This is a genomic window from Sporosarcina sp. P25 (genome assembly GCF_002743235.1).
GTDB classification, from domain to species: Bacteria; Bacillota; Bacilli; order Bacillales_A; family Planococcaceae; genus Sporosarcina; species Sporosarcina ureae_B.
The window spans coordinates 20091-36510 of sequence record NZ_PDYV01000015.1 but is presented as its reverse complement, the minus strand read 5'-3'; the positions used below and the strand labels follow the sequence as shown (position 1 = coordinate 36510).

Here is a 16420-nt window from a genome sequence, read left to right as displayed (position 1 = left end):
TTTTGAGAATGAAAAGGCAGCTCCCATTCACAGGAAGCTGCCTTTTCTCATGCGTAAATATGAAATATATATTCTTGTCCGTTTTTAACAGGGTCTTGGGCAAATTTGTAACCGTGAGCAATTGCTTCTTCGGGTACGTTGCGGAAAGAGCCGGGGCAATCGGTGATGACTTGTAGCAGCTCGCCTTTATTCATACCTTCGAGAGTTTCCAAAGTGTAAATAACAGGGTAGGGACAGGATTCGCCGCGAAGGTCGAGTGTGAAGTCCGCTTCTAATTTAGCTTGCATGTATGCTCATTCCTCTCTTAATTGCTAGTTTTCGTTGATAGCGTTTTTCCCCAAATACAGTTAACGCATAGAGCCCCCCAAGCATTAACAGTGTGATAGAGATGGCACCAATCGGTCCCAGCGTATCAAGTAGATTGATTTTCGTGCCACTCTTGACTAATACATTATAAACACCGAGGTGATCCCATGCATAGGCAAGGAATGTAGCACCGATGATATTGCCCACAAACACTGGTAAAAACAGTATTTGACCTTCCATCAAGCGGTACATCATCCCTGTTTCACAGCCTGAAGCCATAACAATGCCAAGTCCGAATAATGCACCGCCGACAAATGTGCTAAGAGCGGCGATTTGTGTGATCGGTGTTAAATCATAGATTGAAATGACAATGATCGTCAAAATAGAACTGACGGCCATTCCTATGATGATCGCCTTCGCCATGATGCTGCGTCCCACGAGAAATAAATCACGGAATGCAGAAGTGAAACAAATTTGTCCACGTTCGATTAGAATACCGAATGCGAGACCAAATAGTGCACCTAAGCCAAGTAGTTTTTGTCCTGAAATAAAGAAGTATATTATGAGTCCGATGTAAAGAGCGGCGATGACTCCACCAACGTACGGTTGAATTATACGCTTTTTTAGCTGTGTTGGCTTTGCATTCCCTCGAATCAACGAAGGCTTGCCTTTCCACCAGCGTGTTTTAGTTAGTTTAGCACCGAAGAATGTACCAATACCTGTCGCTACAATGAAAATCCAAGAGTGGAAGGAAAATTGCGGAACACCCGTGAAGAAAGCAGCCAAGTTACAGCCGAGTGCCAAACGTGCACCGAATCCCGCGATAATTCCACCGATTAATCCTTGTACATAGCGCCGCTTTTGCTGCGGGAGACGGATTTTAAAGCTATTACTAAGCAACACCATAATGAGCGCGCCTGCAAACATTCCCCAGACAATCCAGCCATCCGGCCGATTCCACGTTGTACCTTGTAGATGTACCATATCAAAGTATTGCCAGTCTGAGATATCTACTCCGAACAGCAGTAAAATATCTCCACCAAGCCGGGTAAATTCACCGGTAACCGCCCATACAGTTGATGTTAAGCCAAAATATAATGCACTCAGAATACCAGCCATCAATAAGACGAGATAGGGATTCCAATAGCGTTGAAAGATAAATTGTATGCTCGATTTCATATGATAGCCCCTTAAAAAGTTCTTTTTCTAGTGTAAACCTAAATGACGAGAAATCAAGTGCAATGTGAATAAAGTTTATTCAAAAACTCGGCATAATAGACTATGGTATTCGATCAAATGTAATGATGTGTAGCCTAAGCATTTCACTTTAAAACAAAGAGAAATAAAGATTGTTAACAGATTAATTTGATATATATGTTAAGTTGACAATTTTAAAACAAGGTTATAGTCTGTAACGTAGGTTCTTTTGAGGAAGAGCATAACGAGAATTTGAATGTGTCTGTAATGATGATATCTATTTTAGTACGGGAACAGTTTTTCTTCATTACGTTCCTGTACTTGGACATAACCGGAAGGGAATATGGTGTACTTTTTACCGAGTGCTGTCATACCGGGGTTGAAGCAGATGAAATCATAGTATGGTATACGGACTGCTGACGCGGACGATACTTTTACTAACAATCGCCAGGTTATGACGGGTCGAGAGAGCTTTAGAAATAGAACGGAGGAGAAATATAATAGAAGAGTATTGGCAGTTCATACGTAAAAAGATTGATTGGCCGGTGTTTATATGTAGTGGAGGAGTATTGTTGGCATTTGTGTTGTTTTCACTTTTTAAAGTGGAAGCGGTAAATGCATTTGTGAATAAGGGATTTGAATTATCTATTCGCTATTTTGGAGCTTATTGGCAGTTCTTAATGATTGCGACTTTCGTAGTCGGAGCAGTTTTAGCCATATCCAAGTACGGAAAAGTACGTTTAGGAGATTCTCAAAAACCTGAAATGAGTTATTTTAAGTGGGTAGCGGTTATTTTGACTACTGGACTTGGAGCGGGAGGAGTTTTTTGGGCGGCAGCAGAGCCTATGTATTACTTTTTGGACGTCCCTCCCATGCATAAAGGAATCACAGGAGGGACAGAAGAAGCAATCGGTCCTGCACTAGCCCAAAGTTATATGTCATGGGGGTTTACTGCATGGTCAGTGTATGGGGCGATCAGTGCAATCATACTGATTTATGCGCACAAGCATAAAGGAATGCCTTTGAAACCCCGCACTCTCCTGTATCCTATTTTGAAAGAAAAAATCTTGACAAGTAAATGGGGCACAGCGGCAGACGTGTTTTGTATAATCGGAGCTGCGGCAGGAACGATTGGTCCGATCGGCTTCCTTGGTTTACAAGTTAGCTATGGGCTCAGTTCTATTTTCGGAATTCCCGACCAATTTACTACACAGCTCGCTGTCATCGTTATTTTAACTGGAGTTGTTCTAGTTTCCACACTTACCGGCATCAATAGAGGAATTCAATTTTTAAGTAAGCTGAATGTCAATATGGTAGCAGTAATCGCTGTATTTCTATTATTGCTCGGGCCGGGGCTATTCATCATCAACTCTTTCCTGACTTCTTATGGAACGTATGTCAGTGAATTTATTACTATCAGTACATTTCGCGGGGACAATGCGTGGCTTGGCTCATGGATGTTATTTTTCTTCGGTTGGTTTATCGGATTTGGGCCGTTAGTGGCGCTATTCGTAGCGAGGATCTCCAATGGAAGAAAGATCAGAGAGATATTTGTTGTAGTCGCCATTATTGCACCCGTTGTAGCCAATCTTTGGTTCACAATTCTAGGAGGAAGCGGTATATTCTATGAGTTGAAAAATGCGGGGTCTGTGAGTGAACCGTTAACTGAAGGCGGCTTACCTAGTGCAATTATTGCCATAGCAGAGCAGATGCCACTTGGAACTATCATGCCGTCTGTTTTCTTGATACTAACCACTTTGTTTGTGGTGACTACGGTGGATTCCATGTCTTACTCAATTTCAATGGCCGTAACAGGTGAGGGAAATCCACCAAAATTAATTCGTGTATTTTGGGTTATTATCATGGCGACAATTGCCACGATACTTATAAAGATTGGCGGGGGTGGAATTGGAGCGTTACAGTCCTTTGTAGTCATCGCGGCCGTCCCGGTATCTATTCTATTACTTCCTGTTATTTGGTATGCTCCTAAGGTAGCCAAAGAGCTAGCAGTTGAGCAAGGGATAGTCAAAAAGTAAGTAATCCATGTAATAAATAAAATTTTGTTGTATCAATAAAAGAGCCCCTCATTTCTTGCTTGCCATGTACGGACAAGCAGGCGATGGGGGGCTCCGCTATTTAACTGGAAATCATTCATTGATAATAGTAAGTACTTCCTCTATGTCCTTCCTATTCTCAGCATCAGGAATATGGGCAGGGTAGCCAATCATCAATGTCCCAACAATTTTTTCGTCTGGTGTTACATCGATTGCATCTTTAAATATAGGATCGTGCGTCCAATCATTAGTGCGCCAGATCATACCGATACCGCGTTCCCACGCAGCGAGTTGGAAGTTCTGAACCATTGCGGAAATTGCTGCATAGTCTTCATCCCATCGTTTTTTACGGGAATCTTCCGGCATAATGACGACTAAGTGAAGTGGAATGTCACGGAAATATGCTGCTTTGTTTTTAGCTTTGTCTGGTAAGGTACCGTCTCGTTCCTGTGAAGCTAGAAACGCTTCCACAAACTTTTCCTTGCCAGCGCCTGAGTATAACTGAAAACGCCATGGTTGAGTCAATTTATGGTTAGGTGCCCACTTTGCAACATTCAGTAATTCGATCACTTCATCTATATCAACTGGATCTGTTTTGAATTTCTTAATGGAGCGTCTGCCTATGATCGACTTTTCTACTTCGTTTTTCCCTACATAGCTCATAATGTAAAACTCCTTTAACTAAATAGAATCATTCTAAATGAAAATCATTATCAACTACTATCGTATCATAAAAAACCCCGGGAGAGCAAAGGATGCTCTTCCGGGGTAATGATGATCTTATTTCAAATAATAAATAGGGGAGCCAGGTCCGAGATCAATTCCTAGCAACATCCAAATAATTAATGTTGCGCTCCAGAATAGTAAGAAGAACATGGAATAAGGGAACATAACGGAAACGAGCGTTCCAATCCCCATTTTCTTATCGTACTTCTGCGCAAACGCAATAATGATCGCAAAATAAGTCATAAGCGGTGAAATAATATTGGTTGAAGAATCTGCTACACGATATGCCATTTGCGTCAGTTCAGGGGAATAGCCGAGCTGCATCATTATTGGCACGAAGACGGGTGCCATCATGGCCCATTTCGCAGATGCACTACCGATGAACAAGTTGATGAATGCTGCAATTAGGATGAACATCAGTAACAACGGAATCCCCGTTAAATTAATACTATCAAGGAAGTTTGCACCGTAGACACCTAACACTAAGCCCATGTTGGACTCTGAGAAAAATGCAACGAACTGACTTGCCGTGAAGGACAATACGATAAACATTCCCATTGCAGACATCGTTGTGGACATCATAGCGGCTACATCTTTGTCGTTACGAATCAGTTTCGTTACTCTACCGTAGACAAGACCCGGCACAAAGAACAAGAACGCAATGATCGGCACAAGTGATTTCATGAATGGTGATTTGATGATTGGCATATCTGCTTCATCCCCACGCAATGGAGCACCAGGGAATACGACAAGAAGCGCAACCAACGCTCCTGCAACAATGACAGAAACACCTGCCAAAATCAAACCTTTCTTTTCAAGACGAGTTAGCTTTTCAACTTTCTCACGGAATTCACCGTTATATTCGCCAAGACGTGGCTCGACAATTTTTTCTGTGACCCACGCACCAACGAATGTCAGAACGATAACTGAAAATGCGATGAAGTAGTAGTTCATGGCAATATTCATACCTTCTGCATATTCGGGATTGATGATCGCTGCTGACATGATCGTCAATTCGCCAAGTAATGCATCGGTACCAGAAAGTAACAAGTTTGCACTAAATCCACCGGAGACCCCGGCAAAGGCAGCTGCTAGACCCGCAAGAGGGTGTCTACCAAGTGCTGCAAACAATACCGCACCTAGTGGCGGTAGGACAACATAGCCCGCGTCAGACGCCACACTCGACATAACGCCTGCAAACACTAATCCAAGCGTGATCATTCGTTTTGGAACAGACATTACAAAGCCGCGAAGTAACGCGCTGATCAATCCTGAGCCTTCCGCAACACCAATTCCAAGCATCGTGATGAGTACGACGCCAAGCGGAGCGAACCCGATGAAGTTATCGGTCATATTCGTAATGATGTAATGAATACCTTCACTACTTAGTAAGTTATTTACTTCAATCATTTCGCCTTCTTTACCCGGATGTTCTGCACTAACTCCGAAGTAAGAGACTACTGCTGAGATGACGATTACCAACAAAGCCAAAACAGCAAATAACGTAACCGGATGTGGTAATCGGTTACCAGTTTTCTCAATCATATCCAAAAACTTTTGGAAAAATCCTTTTTTCTGTTGATCCATGATAATCTCCTCCCACTTGAAAAATACTATTCAATACATCACGAAAAAGTATAAATTTTTCAGATATTATCAAGTATATAGAAGAACTCATTACAGGGAAATGCTTTATTGAAATAATTAAATTGGAAGATAGTTGCGACTCTTGCGAGGAGGGTGAATAGTATAAAAACTAAAGAAAAAACCTACCAAATAAAATAATAGGTAGGCGTGTGCTAATCATTTAGTATAACTTCACACTAATTACCAATATCCTCCAAGTAAGTAAAATATATGCCTTCTTGCTTGCGAAGCAGGAACCATAATTAGTAGCGATAACTTTATCGGCCCTTCCAAAGACTGTGGCAACAATTTATTTTAGTGGCCTTTCCTTAAATCCACGCTTAAAAATTTCTTGTACATTATTGATTGTAACGTATGCATCTTCATCTACCTGTTCCAAAATACGTCGCAATTGAACAATTTCAGCTTGGTTGATAATAATATATAAAATCGCTTGTTTCTCGAGCGTATAGCCGCCACGTCCATCGAGAATCGTCACACCTCTGCCCATCGTAGTGAGTAATTCTTGACGAATGTCTTCTTGGTGTTTCGAAATGATCATCACAGCTTTTCGATCATCTGCCCCGTCGACGATTTTGTCGATCACTTTTGCACCCACGTAAACAGCAACGAGTGTAAACATTGCTTTTTCTTTACCGATTACAAAAGCCGATAATAAGATGACAGAAATGTCGATGACTAACATTGCTTTCCCGACGCTCCAGCCGAGCCATTGCTGAAGCATCCGTGCCACTGTAGTCGCACCTCCAGAAGTACCGCCAACACGAAAGATCATTCCGAGACCACCACCAACAAATAAACCAGCAAACAACGCAGCCAGTAATGTATCGCTACCTAACTGTTCTCCCCAATTCTTCGTCAGCTCAAGGAAAATGGATGAGAATATGATAGTGATGACCGTATAGAGAATCGTCCGTTTACTGAAGAATTTGTACCCGATTGCAACGAGTGCTAAGTTGATGATGAAGCTGACAAGTCCAGGTGACCATTCGAATAAATAGTATGTAATAATAGTAATCCCGATGACGCCGCCTTCAGATAGCATATTCGGAATCGCAAAGTAGTTAATACCAATTGCGAATAGGAATGACCCTAAAATCAAAGTGGTGTAATCAAGTAGTCTTCGTTCCATTCAATCCCCTCTTTCTAAAAGCGGCATTTTCGTATAGTGCTTTTGTATTCTTGTGGCACTACTACTGCAACAGTACTTTACCTGTTGTTCTCCCTATCAAAACGTATAAAGTAACCAGTTCTGATTGATCCTTTCGATTTTCAGTCAGCGTCAATAAAAATTCCTTTAATGACTGGTACATTTTCATCGTCTTTACCATCATACGTACCATAAACGGAAACTTCGAAGCCTTCCATAATATCCGTACGTTCTCCTAGTCGGATATCTTTTACATATACAAATTTATCCGACGATTCGTCCGCTTTGCTTTCCACGGTAAACGTATCTTCGTTAATAGCCGTTACAATTCCAAGAAACTTCACTTTGGAATTGACGGGTACTTCATCATCAGCGAATGCAGCATACTCTCGTTCTACCGTATCTGCTTTTAAACCTTCTTCCACTTCGTCACTTGCTTGTTCTATCGGTGCTGTCTCTTCTGCTGGCTTCGTTGATTCAACCGATTCTTTTGGCTCTTCATTGCTACAAGCTGCTAATACCGCAACAGTTATCATCATGGCAAATAGTTTTTTCAAGAAAAATCGCCTCCATTAGTAATCATAAGGAACTTTTGCAAAAAAGAAAACCTTTGTCTTTGATTAGAGTCATAAAAAAGATTACGAGAATAGACTAGATTCAAATGATTAATATAAGTAGAAAGGATGGAGGAGTGAACAAGCTATTTACAAAATCTTCTGTAGCGTTGGCAGTTTTAGTAATGATTTGGGGGATTAGCTGGCCGATTTACAAACTATCTATCGTGTATGCACCGCCACTATTATTCTCGGGAATGCGTGCGTTGCTTGGCGGTTGTTTAATTGCATTGCTGATTATAAAACTGCGTGACAGATTGCAATGGCGTCAACATTGGCGGAAGTATTGTATTTCAGCTTTGTTCAACACCGTCCTGTTTTTCGGATTGCATACGATTGGACTTCACTATTTACCAGGCGGGTTATTCTCTGTACTCGTATATTTCCAGCCGGTTCTTCTTGGATTATTTGCTTGGATGTGGCTGGATGAAAGAATGACTCCAATTAAAGTAACGGGCCTGTTAATTGGGTTCATAGGAATTATTGTAGTGAGTGTTGAGCACTTCACTACTCATATTTCCATACTGGGTGTGCTATTAGGTGTACTGACAGCTTTCTTTTGGGCAATTGGCGTTGCATATGTGAAGAAAGTAAGTGGAGAAATCGATGCGTATTGGATGGTTGCGATGCAATTTACTATAGGAGGTGTGGTGCTACTTGTACTCAGTGCCATTACAGAGAGTTGGTCTGCAATAGAGTGGCATCCAATGTATTTATTCGGGCTTGGATTTGGCGCAACGCTGGGAATTCCTGTTGCCTATATCATTTATTATTCGCTGATTCGTGCGGGAGAGGCAAGCAAGGTGGCTGTCTTTACCTTTTTAGTCCCCGTCATTTCTGTATTTATCAGTACAGTATTTGTCGGTGAACCGATGACGCATACATTATGGGTAGGCTTGTTGTTAGTCGTTGTCAGTATTTGCTTTGTTAATTATCAAAAGAAGGTTCCTGTTACATTGATCGATAATAATGATTAGGAGTATTGAAGAAAAAGAAGAGTTACTGCTCCAATAGTTCAAACCTCATAAAACAATCAAAAATTGACGTAATACCTTTTATTGGTACAGTGTCGACTCATTCAAAATAGGTTGAGTTTATAGGGATTTGCTGAATTCCTATGTGCTATCTTTTATCTTTTCAAATCCGAAGTATAGTACAATATGATAGAAAATATGTCTGCTATAACAGTTCGTAAAGGGAGATGGCTATCATTTCTACGGAAAAGGAAACAATCATTATGGATGAACTGATGAAACAAATTGTTTCAAAGACTATCGCATATGGGGAAAGATTGCCCTCTGAAAACATTCTGGCAAAAACACATAATGTACCCAGGATAACTGCTAGGAATGCATTAACAAAGTTAGAGGAACGGGGTTTTATTTATTCAAAACAAGGCAAAGGACGGTTTCTAAAAGAGCAGGCAATACAAATTCAGCTGTCTTTAACTGCGGGGACGAGTTTTACTGAAAAGATGAAGGCTTTAGGGTATGAATTGGAAACCCGCACGATAGATTGTGAAAAAATAACGTACGACGAACATATGTATCAAGTATTGGAAACGAAGAAATCAGACGCTATTTACAAAATAGGAAGATTGCGTTTGATTGACGGTGAGCCAATCGCTATTCATTATTCTTTTGTCAGCGAGACGACTATACCGCGTATTAAAGAAGATGGCTTCGATATCCAATCAATGTTTGGCTATTATCGGAAACTTGGCTATGGAGAATTTAACAGCCGCAAATCCCTGCTAAGCATCACATTTCCAACTGCTGGCGAGCAACAATTGTTATCTTGCAAAAGCATGGTCCCGCTCATAATGGTTGAAAGCGACTGTGTGGACCAGAAAACTGGTAAGGTGCTTGAATATACTAAAGTGCTATATCGCAGCGATAAGTTCAAATATGATATTACAATGAATTCATAAACAAGCAAAGGTCTCTCCACCTTGCTTGTTTTTTTATGTCCAATTGTAAAGGATGTTTACAATATACTAACCGTATCTTAAAACTCACCAACTTGGCGACAAGTTACTATTAATTTATAGAAAAGGAGGGAGCACATATGAAAAGAAGAAAAAGAACGGAAATTCTTATTCAAGAAAGAGGCCATCTTGCAAAAGTATTTGCTGAAACCATAACGGCTGCATATGAGTGTCGTGAAATTACAGCGCCTCAATATGGAATGACGATGATCAAAATGCGTGAAACGGCTAAGAATTCCTTGTTCTATATGGGTGAAGTCCTGGTAACGGAAGTAAAAGTGGAAATTGCCAATCGCATCGGCATCGGCATTGTCGCGGGGATGGAAGAGGAGCTTGCTAAGCATTTGGCAATCATCGATGCAGCGTATAAAGCCGAGTTGCCTGAAACGTCTCTATGGGAACCCCAGTTGATTGCTGCTGAGGATGAAATCAGAAAAGAAAAAGCAAGACGACAAGCAGAATTAATCGGTACAAAAGTCAATTTTGAAACGATGGAAATATAAATACTTACTTGAAACAAAGTAGACAGGAGAGAGAGTATGGCGATTGATAAAGTACATGATTTGCAATATGTCTATCGTAAATTACTGCATAGTATGTCACGACCTGGCACGATTTCATCCATTACTGAACCGATGAAACGAATGGATTATTCTATTCCGTGCAGTGAAGCTTTACTTTTAACTGCCATGGCATTATTGGATGGAGAGGCCACTTTCCATATTATATCCAATGAACACCAAGAGCTAATAGAAAAGATATCGGAATATACGTCTGCTAAATATGCAGCCATTCATGAAGCTGATTTTGTCATAGTCCTTTACGAAGACAATGAGCAAGAGATACAACAGGCTATGGAACGTTGTAAAATCGGTTCTCTCATCGATCCACAGCAATCTTCCACTTGGCTTGTTGAAAGTCCTGTTTTACAAAATGATGGTCAAACGGTTTTAAAAGGTCCGGGTATTCAAACGGAAGTGCTCTTGCAAACAGGATTTCCAGAAGTATTATGGCAAGCACGAAATCAGCGAACGAAAGAATTTCCGATGGGAATCGACTTGATTTTTATAGATCAAGATTCACAAATTGCTTGCGTACCCAGAACAACGGCAGTGGCATGTAAGGAGGTGGGATAAGTGGGTTATGTTCCTGTAAAAGGAGGCACAGAGGCGATAGAGGCTTCTATCAAACGAGTGAAGTTTGAACGGCTTAAAGGGGAAGCCATCCTTGAAATAGAAACTATTTTGTCGACGATGAGAGCTTTGGTTGATCAAGTCATGTCGGAAAGTAGTTTATATTCACCGCAATTGGCGGCATTGGCGATCAAGCAAGCAGAGGGAAGCATGGAAGAAGCAGTATTCCTTATGCGTGCCCACCGATCTACCTTGCCGAGATTGTATTACAGCCAGTCAGTTGAAACAGAAGCGATGTTTGTAGAACGAAGAATTTCTGCAAGCTTTAAAGATATACCAGGCGGTCAATTATTGGGTGCCACATATGACTATACACATCGGCTTTTAGATTTTGATTTGATCAATGAAAAAAAAGCTGATAATACGCATTGGCTGCACAGCTATGCTAAAGAACTTCAAGAGGTGAAAGTGGAAGAAACGATTGAACGCTATCCGAAAGTTGTAGAGTACCTTCGTAAAGAAGGATTGTTTGAACAATATGAAATGGATAATACAGAACCTGAAGATATTACGAAAAGAAGTTTGGAATTTCCGGCAAGCCGCAGTGCGAGACTGCAAGTCCTGACCCGCGGACAAACAGGTGCGCTCACTTCTTTGGCATATGCCTCGTTGCGTGGATATGGAGAAGTCCATCCTACTGTAGGTGAAGTGCGTGTAGGTTCGCTACCGATTTACGTTAAGCATCCGAACGAAGAAGATGGTTCAGCGGACGAAGAGTTTTATATCGGTGACATTCAAGTAACCGAAGTAGAATCGTTTGTGCCCGTCAATGTGAAAAATGAACACAATGAAGACGAACTGGAATTTGAGATTGGGTATGGGATTTGTTATGGACAAAATGAAACCAAAACGATTGCAATGAGTATTCTCGATCAATGTCTAGAACACCTAAATGATGAATTTCCAACGCATGATGAAGAATTTGTACTGCTTCACATTGATTCAGTGGAATCCAGTGGGTTTATTTCCCACTTGAAGCTACCACATTACGTGACGTTCCAATCTAAATTAGACAGTATTCGGCAAGTGAAGAAAGGGGTGCAGGTCAATGAAGGCTAACACGCATTTTGCTTTTTTTGATGAAGGTTCAAAAAAAGAAATTCGTCGCGCTACTCTAAAAGCTGTAGCGATTCCAGGCTATCAAGTGCCATTTGCTTCTAGGGAAATGCCCATTGCACGGGGCTGGGGAACAGGTGGTTTGCAGCTTACACTTTCTCTTATTGGCCAAACAGATGTGCTGAAAGTGATCGACCAAGGCTCTGATGAATCGGTCAATGCAGTGAGTATCAAAAAGCTAGTTCAAGATACAACGGGTGTACAACTGACAGAGTGTACAGAGCAAGCTGACATCATTCAATCAAGGCACCGGATTCCGGAATGTTCATTGACGAAAGAGCAAATTCTTGTGTTACAAGTACCGATACCAGAACCTCTGCGTGCCATTGAAGCTAGAGAGTATGTGACAAAATGTATGCACGCAGAAGATGATTATAGTGGTGCATGGCTGATGTTGTTCGAGCAAATTATGAAGTATGGAAAAACGGCGACAACTGCTGATCATCCCGTGTCCATTCACGATCGTTATGTCATGGCGCCAAGCCCGATTCCAAGATTCGACAACCCAAAAATGAATCATTCTGAAGCATTGATCCTTCTGGGAGCAGGAAGAGAAAAGAAAATATATGCTGTACCGCCATATACATCCGTCAAATCGTTAGCTTTTGATGATTATCCATTTACTGTCGAATCTTTTGAAGGAGCTCATTGTCATTTATGTGGAGCAGTAGATGTTTTCCTGGATGAACTCATAGATCACGAAAAGAGTGAAACGATTTATCAGTGCAACGATTCGGCTTATTGTATAGAACAATTAAATAAACAAGAGAAAGTCGAGGTGGAAAGCACATATGCATGAAACTCCGATTTTACAGGTTAAGAATTTGCGTAAGCAATATGGCGCGGGCTGTCTTGTATGCCGAGATATACAGCAAAATAGTTTGGAGAAAAATTACTGTAAAAATTGTGGAACAGTTTTTGCCGTGCGAGACGTCTCTTTAGATCTTTATCGTGGAGAAATTTTGGGGATTGTTGGAGAAAGTGGAAGCGGCAAATCGACGATGATGCAGTGCTTATATTTTGATACCGACATCACATCCGGAGCGGCATACATTAACCGACCGGGGAAAGAAAATGAAAATGTTTTTGAATTATCCTCTCAGCAAAAGCGGTTGATTCGAAATCATGATTATGGCATGGTGTATCAAAATCCCGTCCACGGGCTGAAGATGAACTTTTCATCGATTGGCAATATAGCGGAAAAATTAATTGCGGCAGGAAATCGAAATGTGTCGGATATGGAGGCCACAGGAAAAAGGTTGCTTACGAATGTTCATATTCCGTTGCATCGCATGAAAGAGGAACCTGAAAATTTTTCGGGTGGGATGCAGCAACGCGTACAAATTGCTAAAGCGTTATCGAATAACCCACCTATTTTGTTTTTGGATGAAGTAACAACTGGGCTAGACTTGTCGGTGCAAGCAAATGTACTAGATTTAATCAAAAAAATCCAAAGAGAACTACAAATCAGCATGATCGTGGTGTCACATGATTTGGCAGTGATTCGGATGCTGGCTGACCGTACTATTGTCATGTTAAACGGCGAAATAATTGAAGAAGGTTTGACAGATCAAGTTTTAGAAGACCCACAACATGCGTATACACAACAACTGGTGTACTCATTACTATAGGAGGAGCTGCTGATATGTATGTAATCCACAATGGGAATATCATAACGGAAAATGAAATACTTGAAGGTTTTGCGGTTGTTGTAGAAGGAGAATTCATTCAAGATATCATCCCCCAGGAAGACGTTATGAAATTTCCTGAAGCTAACCGGATAGATGCCGGCGGCGGATTTATTTCTCCGGGGTTTATTGACATTCATTCTGATTATATTGAAACCATTGCATCGCCAAGACCTTCTTGCATGATGGATTTCGATTTAAGTTTGCGAGAGGCTGAAAAAATTTTGATCAGTCACGGGATTACGACTATGTTTCACTCCCTGTCCTTTTATGGGGAAGACGTCTTTACAAAGAAAACGATGCACCATCCAAAGAATATCCAGCGTATGATCGATGCCATCCATTCCACACATAGGAATTTGCACTTGATCCGTCATCGTTTACATGCACGATTTGAGATTGACAATATGGATGGTGTGGCGAGTCTTGTGCAGAATATAGAAGATGACAAAGTACATTTGCTCTCTTTTATGGATCATACGCCGGGACAAGGGCAATATCGTAATTTAGAAGTGTACCGTGAAACATTAAAAGGATACCGCGATCTATCGGATTCAGACATCAATGTGCTGATCGCGGAAAGACAAACAACAGAGTCTCTAACGACTGAAAACATTAAGGGAATAGCAGAGATTGCTGCGAAGAAAGGTATTGCCATTGCCTCTCATGATGATGACAATACTCAAAAACTCGAATTAGTGAAAACCTTTGGTACGACCATTAGCGAATTTCCGATTACGTTAGAAGTTGCGAAGAAAGCGAAAGAACTTGGCTTGCATACGATTGCGGGTGCTCCCAATGTTTTACTCGGTGGTTCACATTCTGGCAATTTATCTGCAACAGAAGCAATTCGTCACGGTTGTGTAGATATTTTATGCAGTGACTATTATCCAGCGGGTCTCTTGCATGCGGTCTTTGCATTGCATGAGCAATATGGCAACGATCTGCACAAAATGTTCTTGATGGTTACATTGAATCCGGCGAAAGCAGTTCGAATAGATGATGAATTGGGATCCATTAAAATTGGGAAGAAAGCCGACCTGCTAGTCATTGAGAGAATGGATGACGGTTATCCGATGTTGACGACGACAATGGTAAACGGAAAGCTAATTACGAAAACAAATTACCGCACAAACTAATGTAATTGGAGAGGAGCATCATCGTGATGTCCATACTGAAAATCGCTGGATTCGGCAAACGTTTCACTATTCATCATTTAGACAAAACCATGTCAGCTACAGAGAATATTCATTTTTCCTTAGAAGCTGGTGAGTTCATTGGTATTGTGGGAAAAAGTGGGAGCGGGAAATCAACGATCTTAAAAAGTATTTACCGTACGTATTTACCCGATGAAGGTGAGATCCTATACGACTCACAGAGCTTTGGACTTGTGGACTTGTCACAAGTGAGCGATCGACAAATGCTGTACTTGCGTAAATACGAAATAGGTTATGTATCTCAATTTTTAAATGTTATGCCAAGGACAACTTGCCGACAGTTAGTGACCAATGCGTTGCTGGAAATGGGGGAATCTGAAATAACAGCCAATGCTGAAACTGAAAAAACGTTAGCTCATTTCGAACTGGATCCCAAACTATGGGACAGTTATCCAAATACCTTCTCGGGCGGCGAGAAATTACGCTTGAACATTGCCATGGCTACGGTGAAAAAACCTAGGCTATTATTGCTTGATGAGCCGACTGCTAGTTTAGATCAGCAATCAAAAGTAAGAGTTCGTGAAATGATAGAAAAACTAAAGAATAATGGGACAACGCTTGTAGGGATTTTCCATGATATAGAGTTCATGGAAGGGTTATGTGACAAAGTATTCGACATGAAGGCGAAAAAACTCGTGCTAGATAATAAGGTGGGTGTTGGTTCTGAAAGCTGATTTACATGTTCATAGTCACTATTCAGATGGCTCGGATTCTGTTTCTACTGTTTTTCAAAAGGCTGTACAGGCTGGCTTAACACATATTAGTTTTGTCGATCATGACACCGTAGCCGGATGGGAAGAAATCCGAACTGTAAGTAAGGAATTTGGCATCATGGCACTACCCGGAGTTGAAATATCAGCTTATGATTTCCAGCGGCAACGGAAGGTACATGTGCTTGGTTACAACTATGATTCCGATGCAGTACATATCCAATCGATTTGCCAACCTTTACTAGAAAGAAGGCATGCTCACTCGCTTTGGCAAATAGAACAAATCATAAAGGCCGGTTATTTGCTTGACAAGGATAGAATTCTTGAATCAGCGAAATCTTCCGGAACAATTTACAAACAACATATTATGAAAGAGCTGACGGAGGATCCGTTTACTTCCGTTGCCTATCAACAATTATATAAAGAGTTATTTAAAGGACAGGGTATCGCTTCAGGTGATATAGAATACATCGATGTGTATGATGCCGTGGAAGCCATTAAAGCTGACAGCGGATTGGCTGTAGTCGCGCATCCAGGTCAGCTGGATTCATATGATTTGATCCCTGAATTGGTGGAGGCTGGACTTGACGGTATTGAACGCCATCACTTTGATCATACAGCTGAAGATCATAGACGAGTTGTAGAACTAGCCAAACAATATCATCTGTTAATGACAGGCGGCTCAGATTTTCACGGTGCATTTGGGAAAGAAATTGAAGTGGGCGATATTGTGAGTCCTTCCAATTTTTAAGGGGCGGATAAAAATGGTGTAAAGAGTCTATAAAGATCCTGTAAATACGCACCTTGCGTTATCT

17 protein-coding genes are annotated in these 16420 nt (G+C 41.1%); 11 read left to right on the top strand and 6 right to left on the bottom strand.

Annotation, left to right across the window (positions count from 1 at the left end; all coding sequences use genetic code 11):
* Window positions 1–47 precede the first annotated feature (47 nt).
* Window positions 48–287 carry a sulfurtransferase-like selenium metabolism protein YedF gene (gene yedF, locus CSV70_RS12505; protein ID WP_099627815.1) on the bottom strand — a complete coding sequence of 80 codons (240 nt, stop codon included), beginning with the start codon at window positions 285–287 and terminating at the stop codon, window positions 48–50.
* Entirely contained in the window at window positions 277–1485 is a 1209-nt protein-coding gene (yedE, locus tag CSV70_RS12500; RefSeq protein ID WP_099627816.1) for a selenium metabolism membrane protein YedE/FdhT, read from the bottom strand. The genes yedF and yedE overlap by 11 nt, the downstream gene beginning before the upstream one ends.
* 515 nt (window positions 1486–2000) lie before the next feature.
* Here yedE and CSV70_RS12495 point away from each other — a divergent pair.
* The gene (locus CSV70_RS12495; RefSeq protein ID WP_198166120.1) at window positions 2001–3539 is read left to right on the top strand and encodes a BCCT family transporter; all 1539 of its coding nucleotides are present in this window, start codon (window positions 2001–2003) and stop codon (window positions 3537–3539) included.
* Window positions 3540–3650: 111 nt separating this feature from the next.
* Here the strand turns inward: CSV70_RS12495 and CSV70_RS12490 are convergent, their stop codons facing one another.
* From CSV70_RS12490 to CSV70_RS12475, 4 genes are all read right to left on the bottom strand, one after another.
* On the bottom strand, window positions 3651–4220 hold the full coding sequence (locus CSV70_RS12490) for a nitroreductase family protein (RefSeq protein ID WP_099629386.1): 570 nt from the start codon (window positions 4218–4220) through the stop codon (window positions 3651–3653).
* A gap of 117 nt (window positions 4221–4337) precedes the next feature.
* The gene (locus CSV70_RS12485) at window positions 4338–5870 is read right to left on the bottom strand and encodes an AbgT family transporter (RefSeq protein ID WP_085132371.1); all 1533 of its coding nucleotides are present in this window, start codon (window positions 5868–5870) and stop codon (window positions 4338–4340) included.
* A 349-nt stretch (window positions 5871–6219) separates the two neighbouring features.
* The gene (locus CSV70_RS12480; protein WP_085132372.1) at window positions 6220–7062 is read right to left on the bottom strand and encodes a YitT family protein; all 843 of its coding nucleotides are present in this window, start codon (window positions 7060–7062) and stop codon (window positions 6220–6222) included.
* Between the two features lie 140 nt (window positions 7063–7202).
* A complete protein-coding gene (locus CSV70_RS12475) occupies window positions 7203–7637 on the bottom strand; it encodes a hypothetical protein (protein ID WP_085132373.1) in 435 nt (144 codons plus the stop codon).
* A 134-nt stretch (window positions 7638–7771) separates the two neighbouring features.
* Between CSV70_RS12475 and CSV70_RS12470 the strand changes: the two genes are divergently transcribed.
* The 10 genes from CSV70_RS12470 to CSV70_RS12425 all read left to right on the top strand — a co-directional run bounded on the left by CSV70_RS12470 (window position 7772) and on the right by CSV70_RS12425 (window position 16356).
* Complete coding sequence (locus CSV70_RS12470) at window positions 7772–8671, top strand: DMT family transporter (protein ID WP_099661105.1); 900 nt, start codon at window positions 7772–7774, stop codon at window positions 8669–8671.
* A gap of 260 nt (window positions 8672–8931) precedes the next feature.
* Window positions 8932–9624, top strand: a complete 693-nt coding sequence (locus tag CSV70_RS12465; protein WP_099629388.1) for a GntR family transcriptional regulator — start codon at window positions 8932–8934, stop codon at window positions 9622–9624.
* A 137-nt stretch (window positions 9625–9761) separates the two neighbouring features.
* Window positions 9762–10184 (top strand): phosphonate C-P lyase system protein PhnG, encoded by a 423-nt coding sequence (phnG, locus tag CSV70_RS12460; protein ID WP_099627822.1) that lies wholly within the window; start codon window positions 9762–9764, stop codon window positions 10182–10184.
* 36 nt (window positions 10185–10220) lie between these two features.
* Complete coding sequence (gene phnH, locus CSV70_RS12455) at window positions 10221–10817, top strand: phosphonate C-P lyase system protein PhnH (RefSeq protein WP_099629389.1); 597 nt, start codon at window positions 10221–10223, stop codon at window positions 10815–10817.
* Window positions 10818–11933 (top strand): carbon-phosphorus lyase complex subunit PhnI, encoded by a 1116-nt coding sequence (locus CSV70_RS12450; protein WP_085132378.1) that lies wholly within the window; start codon window positions 10818–10820, stop codon window positions 11931–11933. It begins immediately after the preceding gene.
* Entirely contained in the window at window positions 11923–12789 is an 867-nt protein-coding gene (locus CSV70_RS12445; protein ID WP_099629391.1) for an alpha-D-ribose 1-methylphosphonate 5-phosphate C-P-lyase PhnJ, read from the top strand. Before CSV70_RS12450 ends, CSV70_RS12445 begins: the two co-directional genes overlap by 11 nt.
* Window positions 12782–13621 carry an ATP-binding cassette domain-containing protein gene (locus tag CSV70_RS12440; protein ID WP_099627825.1) on the top strand — a complete coding sequence of 280 codons (840 nt, stop codon included), beginning with the start codon at window positions 12782–12784 and terminating at the stop codon, window positions 13619–13621. Before CSV70_RS12445 ends, CSV70_RS12440 begins: the two co-directional genes overlap by 8 nt.
* Window positions 13622–13635: 14 nt before the next feature.
* Window positions 13636–14817: a phosphonate metabolism protein PhnM gene (gene phnM, locus CSV70_RS12435; RefSeq protein WP_099627826.1), complete on the top strand. Its 1182-nt coding sequence runs from the start codon at window positions 13636–13638 to the stop codon at window positions 14815–14817.
* A gap of 26 nt (window positions 14818–14843) precedes the next feature.
* Entirely contained in the window at window positions 14844–15569 is a 726-nt protein-coding gene (locus CSV70_RS12430) for a phosphonate C-P lyase system protein PhnL (protein ID WP_099629393.1), read from the top strand.
* A complete protein-coding gene (locus CSV70_RS12425) occupies window positions 15559–16356 on the top strand; it encodes a PHP domain-containing protein (RefSeq protein ID WP_099661111.1) in 798 nt (265 codons plus the stop codon). Before CSV70_RS12430 ends, CSV70_RS12425 begins: the two co-directional genes overlap by 11 nt.
* The last annotated feature ends 64 nt before the right edge of the window (window positions 16357–16420 follow it).